Origin of the sequence: Mesorhizobium sp. M0048 (genome assembly GCF_040323405.1) — a bacterium.
In the GTDB taxonomy this organism is placed as follows: Bacteria; Pseudomonadota; Alphaproteobacteria; order Rhizobiales; family Rhizobiaceae; genus Mesorhizobium.
The window spans coordinates 1-5,759 of the sequence record NZ_JAMYUV010000099.1; the positions used below are offsets into that span (position 1 = coordinate 1).

6 protein-coding genes and 1 pseudogene are annotated in these 5,759 nt (G+C 59.7%); 6 read left to right on the top strand and 1 reads right to left on the bottom strand.

Annotated elements, in window-relative coordinates; all coding sequences use genetic code 11:
- A partial coding sequence (locus NKJ84_RS32660) for a hypothetical protein (RefSeq protein WP_352509945.1) occupies positions 1-510 on the bottom strand: 510 nt, incomplete at its 3' end.
- Positions 511-597: 87 nt separating this feature from the next.
- On the opposite strand from NKJ84_RS32660, the gene NKJ84_RS32665 reads away from it, so the two are divergent.
- From NKJ84_RS32665 to NKJ84_RS32690, 6 genes and pseudogenes are all read left to right on the top strand, one after another.
- Positions 598-1,251, top strand: coding sequence for a lytic transglycosylase domain-containing protein (locus tag NKJ84_RS32665; protein WP_352509947.1), 654 nt, complete (start codon positions 598-600; stop codon positions 1,249-1,251).
- Between the two features lie 12 nt (positions 1,252-1,263).
- The gene (locus tag NKJ84_RS32670) at positions 1,264-1,578 is read left to right on the top strand and encodes a TrbC/VirB2 family type IV secretion system protein (RefSeq protein ID WP_023720448.1); all 315 of its coding nucleotides are present in this window, start codon (positions 1,264-1,266) and stop codon (positions 1,576-1,578) included.
- A gap of 3 nt (positions 1,579-1,581) precedes the next feature.
- A complete protein-coding gene (locus tag NKJ84_RS32675) occupies positions 1,582-1,875 on the top strand; it encodes a VirB3 family type IV secretion system protein (protein WP_023720449.1) in 294 nt (97 codons plus the stop codon).
- The gene (locus NKJ84_RS32680) at positions 1,872-4,274 is read left to right on the top strand and encodes a VirB4 family type IV secretion/conjugal transfer ATPase (RefSeq protein ID WP_352509949.1); all 2,403 of its coding nucleotides are present in this window, start codon (positions 1,872-1,874) and stop codon (positions 4,272-4,274) included. Before NKJ84_RS32675 ends, NKJ84_RS32680 begins: the two co-directional genes overlap by 4 nt.
- A 40-nt stretch (positions 4,275-4,314) precedes the next feature.
- On the top strand, positions 4,315-5,415 hold the full coding sequence (locus tag NKJ84_RS32685) for a transglycosylase SLT domain-containing protein (protein ID WP_352509950.1): 1,101 nt from the start codon (positions 4,315-4,317) through the stop codon (positions 5,413-5,415).
- Positions 5,416-5,424: 9 nt separating this feature from the next.
- Positions 5,425-5,759: pseudogene (locus NKJ84_RS32690) on the top strand (type IV secretion system protein); the annotation flags it as partial.

Here is a 5,759-nt window from a genome sequence, read left to right on the forward strand (position 1 = left end):
GAAAAAAACCATTTCGTCATCGTCGTAGGCGACGTTGTACGGGTCGTTTGCGTTGCCCGCACCCACGAGCGAGAAGCACGACACAGCGTCGGGTTCACCCTTCTTGCTTTGCAGCACGAGTGTTTTGCAAAGCACGACGGATGCACGATCGTTGTAGATTGCCTCTTCATAGTCCTGCGCGGCTTTCGTGCAGTCCCATTGCTGCGCCTTGTAGGTAATCTTTGGTTTTGGACAGGCTGCAAGGCCGCGCAGTCGATACGCCATGCCGTTGATGACGCGCTCGGTCGCCGACGGCACTTTGACTGGCGAGATGAGGGTCGCCGCATCGCGCTGAAAGAGCGCACCTTTCGCATCGTAGCGCTCATAGACGAACACCTTTTGGCCCGGCTTCGCAAACTGGAGCAGGTAATGCTCCGAGGGCTGCGCGAAGGCACTCGGGGCGTCGGCGCCTGCAGCATAAGCCACGGTGCCCTGGAGCAGCAACACCGTGCAAAGGGCCGTCTGTTTCATCGAAATCCGTCCTCGCGATCGATATCGTGTTGACACTTTACTAGGGCTGCGTGTAGCCATAGTAAAGTGTTAAATTTTGGCGACACTATGAACACTCGATTCGCTCTTCTGCTCACCCTCTTTGGCGCCACGATGCCGTTGCAAGCGTTCGGCCGGGACTTGGCATCAGACCGCGTCGCAGTTGCCTTTGCAACGCCGACGCAAGCCGTTGCCTCAGTCGGGGCGCAAACGCGGGGGGCGTGTAAGACCACAAATCGTGCTGAGGTCTCCCAACTTGTGCGTTCAATCGCGCAAGACGAAAGATTCGACGCCGATCTGGCCGAGGCAATTGCATGGGCCGAAAGCGATCTCGGCGCCAGTCAGGGTCCCTCGAAGGCCGGAGCCCTGGGGATCATGCAGTTGATGCCGGGCACGGCGGCCGATCTCGGCGTGAGCGACCGTTGCGACACAGCGGCAAATGTCCGGGCTGGCCTCCGCTATCTGAAGTCACTCTATGGCGAGTTCCAGGATCCGCTCCTGATGCTGGCGGCTTACAACGCCGGGCCTAACGGCGTTTACAAGGCGCAGGGCATTCCGGTGAATCCGGAGACGGCCGAATACATCGTGAAAATACTGAACCGCTGGAAGTTCGGCGGTGTCGTGAAGAAGTCTGCCCCGGCCAAATCCGAAACGCTCGCGGCCGCACCGCCAGCAAGCGAGGACGCTTGGCAGGAAGGTCATGTCATGGATTTCGGCAACTGAAAGGAGCCAAGGGTGGAATACAGGAAAGCGGGCAAATTTGCCCTGAAACTGGCCTTGGCCTCGGCGGTCGGAATAGCTCTCGCGCCAGCCACTGCGTATGCCCAGTCGGCGGCACCGGTCGAAAATGTGCTGGAGTGGTTCGTCGGAGTTCTGCAGGGCAACATAGCGCGTTCATTCGCCATCATCGCGGTCTGTTTTCTCGGCTTCCTCGCCATGACGGGCCGACTGGCGTGGATGATGGCCTTTTCCATCATCATTGGCATCGCTCTGATCTTCGGCGCTGCCCAGCTGGTGGATGCGGTTCGCGCGACCGCGGGAGGCAGCTGAGGCATGGATGATGAGGAAGTCTATGTCGAGCCGGTCAGTCTGCCACTAACGCGCCCCCCGATGAAATGGGGCGTGCGCTATGAGGTTTTTGCATTGAACGGCATCCTGGCGGTGATCGGTTTTATCGCTACGAGCAGCTTCATGCTCGGCCTTGGCGTGTTCGGCGTGGTGCATCTGGTCAGCGCATATCTGTGCCAGCGCGACCCCTACATGTTCCATATTTTCGAGCGGCGCGTCTCCAAACGCGGAGCGGTGGCGAACCTTACTTTTTGGGGGGCGAGGAGCTATTCGCCATGAGCCTCGATGCTGACCTGAAATTTGGCCCTGAGCGCCGCCGCGAAAAGCCCGCGGCGATGCACATCCCCTACATTCGCCATGTCGATGACAATTTAATCGTGACGAAGAGCGGCTTTCTGGTCGGCGTCATCCAGCTCAGTGGCCTGCCGTTCCAGACTATGGACCAGGCCGAGTTGAACAGCCGAATGTTCAACCGCAACACCACGTTCCGCAATCTCTCGACCTCTCGCTTTGCGGTCTACACGACGATCATCCGCCGCCACGTGACGCCGGAGATCGAAGGCGACTTTGACAATCCTTTCGTGGCCGAGCTCGACGCTCGCTACATGGATGAGCTTGGGGCGAAAAACCTTTTCGTCAACGAAGCGTATCTGACGGTCATACGCCGACCGATGGTCGGCCGCGTCGGCTGGGTGGACAAGGCGCTCAATGCCTTCCGCATCAGCACCGCAGGCGAAGAAACCCGCGAAGAGGCGATGGCCGAACTGCACGACGTTCTCGACGGAGTCGTCAAGGATTTTACGGCTTATGGTGCACGTCTTCTCGGGGTCGTGAAGCGCCGCAACGGCTTCTCTTCCGAGCCCGCGGAATTTTTGGCAAAGATCCTCGCCGGCGGCATCGACGTGGAAATGCCTTTGCCGCGCATGAGCCTTGGTGACGTGCTGGCGACGCGGCAGCTGTTTTTCGGCAAGTCCGCGCTGGAACTTCGCGGACCGGACGCTGGCAAGCTCGGCGCCATGGTGTCGATCAAGGAATACCCACCGTTCACCGCGCCGGGCTCATTGGACGGTCTCTTGCGCCTGCCGCATGAGTTTGTCCTGACGCAGAGTTTTGCGATCGAAGATCGTGTAACGGCGATGCGCAGGATCAACACTATCGCGAACCAGGTTGAAGGCTCCGACGAAGCGGGCACGACGGTCGAGGAGTCCGTCCACGACGGCGCCGACAAGCTGGCTGGCGGCGAAGTCGTCTTCGGACAACATCATATGAGCGTCATGGCGTTGGCATCGGACATGACTGGGCTCAACCGTGCGCTGTCCGACATTACGGCCGAGCTTTCGCGCATGTCGATCGTGCCTGTCCGCGAGACACTGAACACGGAACTCTCCTTTTGGGCGCAGTTGCCGGGAAATTTCAGCTACATCGCGCGACGTGCGTTGATTTCGTCGCTGAACTTCGCCGGCCTTTTTTCAGGACACAATTTCCCCTCCGGCCAACGTGAGCGGCTGCATTGGAAACGGCCCATCGCGTTGCTCGAAACGACCAGCCAGACGGCCTATTATTTCAACTTCCACGTTCACGATGTCGGGCACTTCACGGTGTTCGGCCCGACCGGCTCGGGCAAGACCGTCGTGCTGTCATTCCTGATGGCGCAGGCCATGCGCATCATGCCGCGGCCGCGATGTGTGTATTTCGACTATATGCGCGGCGCTGAAATTTTCGTTCGGGCGCTCGGCGGCCGCTACGAGGTGATGGAGCCTTCTCAGCCGACCGGGTTCGCGCCATTGCAGCTTGATGACACGGCAGAAAACCGTTCGTTCCTTGAAGATTTGCTCATTTACATTCTGACGCCGGAAGGCGGCGCGCTGGATGTGGCGGAGATGCGCGTCATCAACGCCGCCGTCGACATGATCTACAAGATTCCGCGCGAACAGCGTACCTTCGACCTGCTGCCGGAAGTGCTGCGGGGGTCGCTCATGCCTGGCATGAACGATCTGGCCGCGCGGATACAGCCCTGGCTCGACCCGAAGGACAAAGGCTGGCTTTTCAACAATCCCGTCGATCTGGTCGATTTCTCGAAACCCGTCGTCGGCTTCGACATGACCAGGATCCTGGGCGACCGAAAGCTGCGCTCGGCGGCGTTGCTCTACATCTTCCACCGTCTCGAGGAAGTCATCGATGGCTCGCCGATCATGCTCTTCCTCGATGAAGGCTGGAAGCTGCTGGACGACGAGGTTTTCGCCGCTTTCATCAACGAGACGCTGAAGACCATTCGTCGCCGCAACGGCGTCGTCGGCTTCGGCACGCAGACGGCGGAGGACGTCGTCAATTCCTCCATCTCGCCGTCGCTGATCGAGCAAACGAAGACCAACATTTTCTTCCCCAACCCGAAGGCGAGCAAGGACTCCTACATCGAGCGCTTCTCGTTGACGGCGAAGGAATTCGAATTCGTGCGCCGAACCGCCAAGGAAACACGCACCTTCCTCGTCAAGCACGACAGCGACTCGATAGTAGCCAAGCTCGATTTGTCGGCGATGCCCGATCTCATCAAGGTCTTGTCCTCAAACGAAGCCAACAGCAAGGAATGCGCACGGCTCCGGGAGACCTTCGGCGACGAGCCGGAGATGTGGCTGCCATACTTCTGCGGATGGGAGAACGAGCATGACGAAGCGGCTTAGCAGCGCTTGTCTGGCCGTGGCTCTCGCGACGGCGGGAAGCATGAGCGTGGCTATCGCTCAGATCGCGGTGATCGACGGGCCGAACCTCGACAAGCGGCAAGAGGACGAGCAGCACAGCAAGAAGTCGGATGAAGCGAAGAACGACGAAACCGACAAGAAGAAAAGCGTCGTCTGCACCTATTCAAGCAAATACCGCTCACAAATGTTTCGCCGGTCGCCAGCCGAAGCGTTGCAGCGCGACGCGGGCAACGTGAAGATGATCCGCTATTATGCGCAAAAATACGGGGTGCCCGAAGGCCTGGCGCTGTCCGTCGCCTATCAGGAATCGCGCTTCGACACATGCGCCGGAAGCCACACCGGCGTCAAAGGCGTCATGCAGCTGACTAAGGGCACCGGCAAGTCAATGGGGCTTGACCGCGATGTGAACGAGCAGAATGTCGAAGGCGGCGTCAAATATCTCGGAATGGGCGTGAAGCAATGCGGGGCGACGAATTATAGCTGTCTCGCCTCCTTCTACAACGGATCGAACGCTGGCGAGCAAAACCAGTGGGCCGGCGGTGTCGGCCGCTGGAACACCTACTTCAACGACTATGTGTCGAGCGGCAAGGCTCCGGCCGCCGCGCCGCCACCATTCTCGATCGTAACGGCCGACGGCGCAGGCGGCACGGCCCAGGACGCGGCCATGGGCACGGTCAGGAAGGCGGCTGGCGGCCTCGATGCAAGCTCATCGCAGATGGGCGCCAACAATGCTGCAATCGACGCGCTGGCGGGCAACGTTGGCCAGGTGACCGAATACAAGGACGCTTGGGAGCTAAACTCGTCGGCTCGTGGGATCAACGCCGATGTCACCAACCAGTACCTCGCCCAGGCGGGGGACTTCACGGCATTGCTGGCCCAACTTCTATCGTTGCAGAGTGTTCAGGCATCGCAGTCGTCCAAGCTGGTGCAACAGCCGAAGAGCGGCTCTCCAAACCCGTTCTCTTGTGATCCCGCGGAATTGGAGCGGTTGAGGATCGATCGCGGCCGGTGGCTACCATGCGCACTTGAGAACGCGGGGGCAAGCTCGGCCGACAGTCGCTCGATGATCATCACCAGTGATCCTGCCGGCGCTGCCAGCGTCATTAATTCTCTACAGCAATAGGAGGCTGACATGAACAAATTCGCGATTGCCGCCAGTCTGGCGCTTTGGGCAAGCACGGCCCACGCACAGATTGCCGTCATTGATGGCGCCAATCTCGATGTCGCCCGCAAGAATGCGGACAACACCAACTCCATCATGGATTCCAACAAGGATATCCTGAAAAAGAGCGAGGAGATCCTGCAGGCTCTCAGCGGCAGTCGTGACGGTTCGCTCGGCATCGGACAAATGGGCCTCGGCGGCAACATGTCGATTGCCCAGGCGCCGTCGTTCGGATCGATACTGAACGGCGGTGCGCTTTCGTTTGGTGGCCTGTCGCCCGAAATACAGAAAATCGCCGGCGCCGT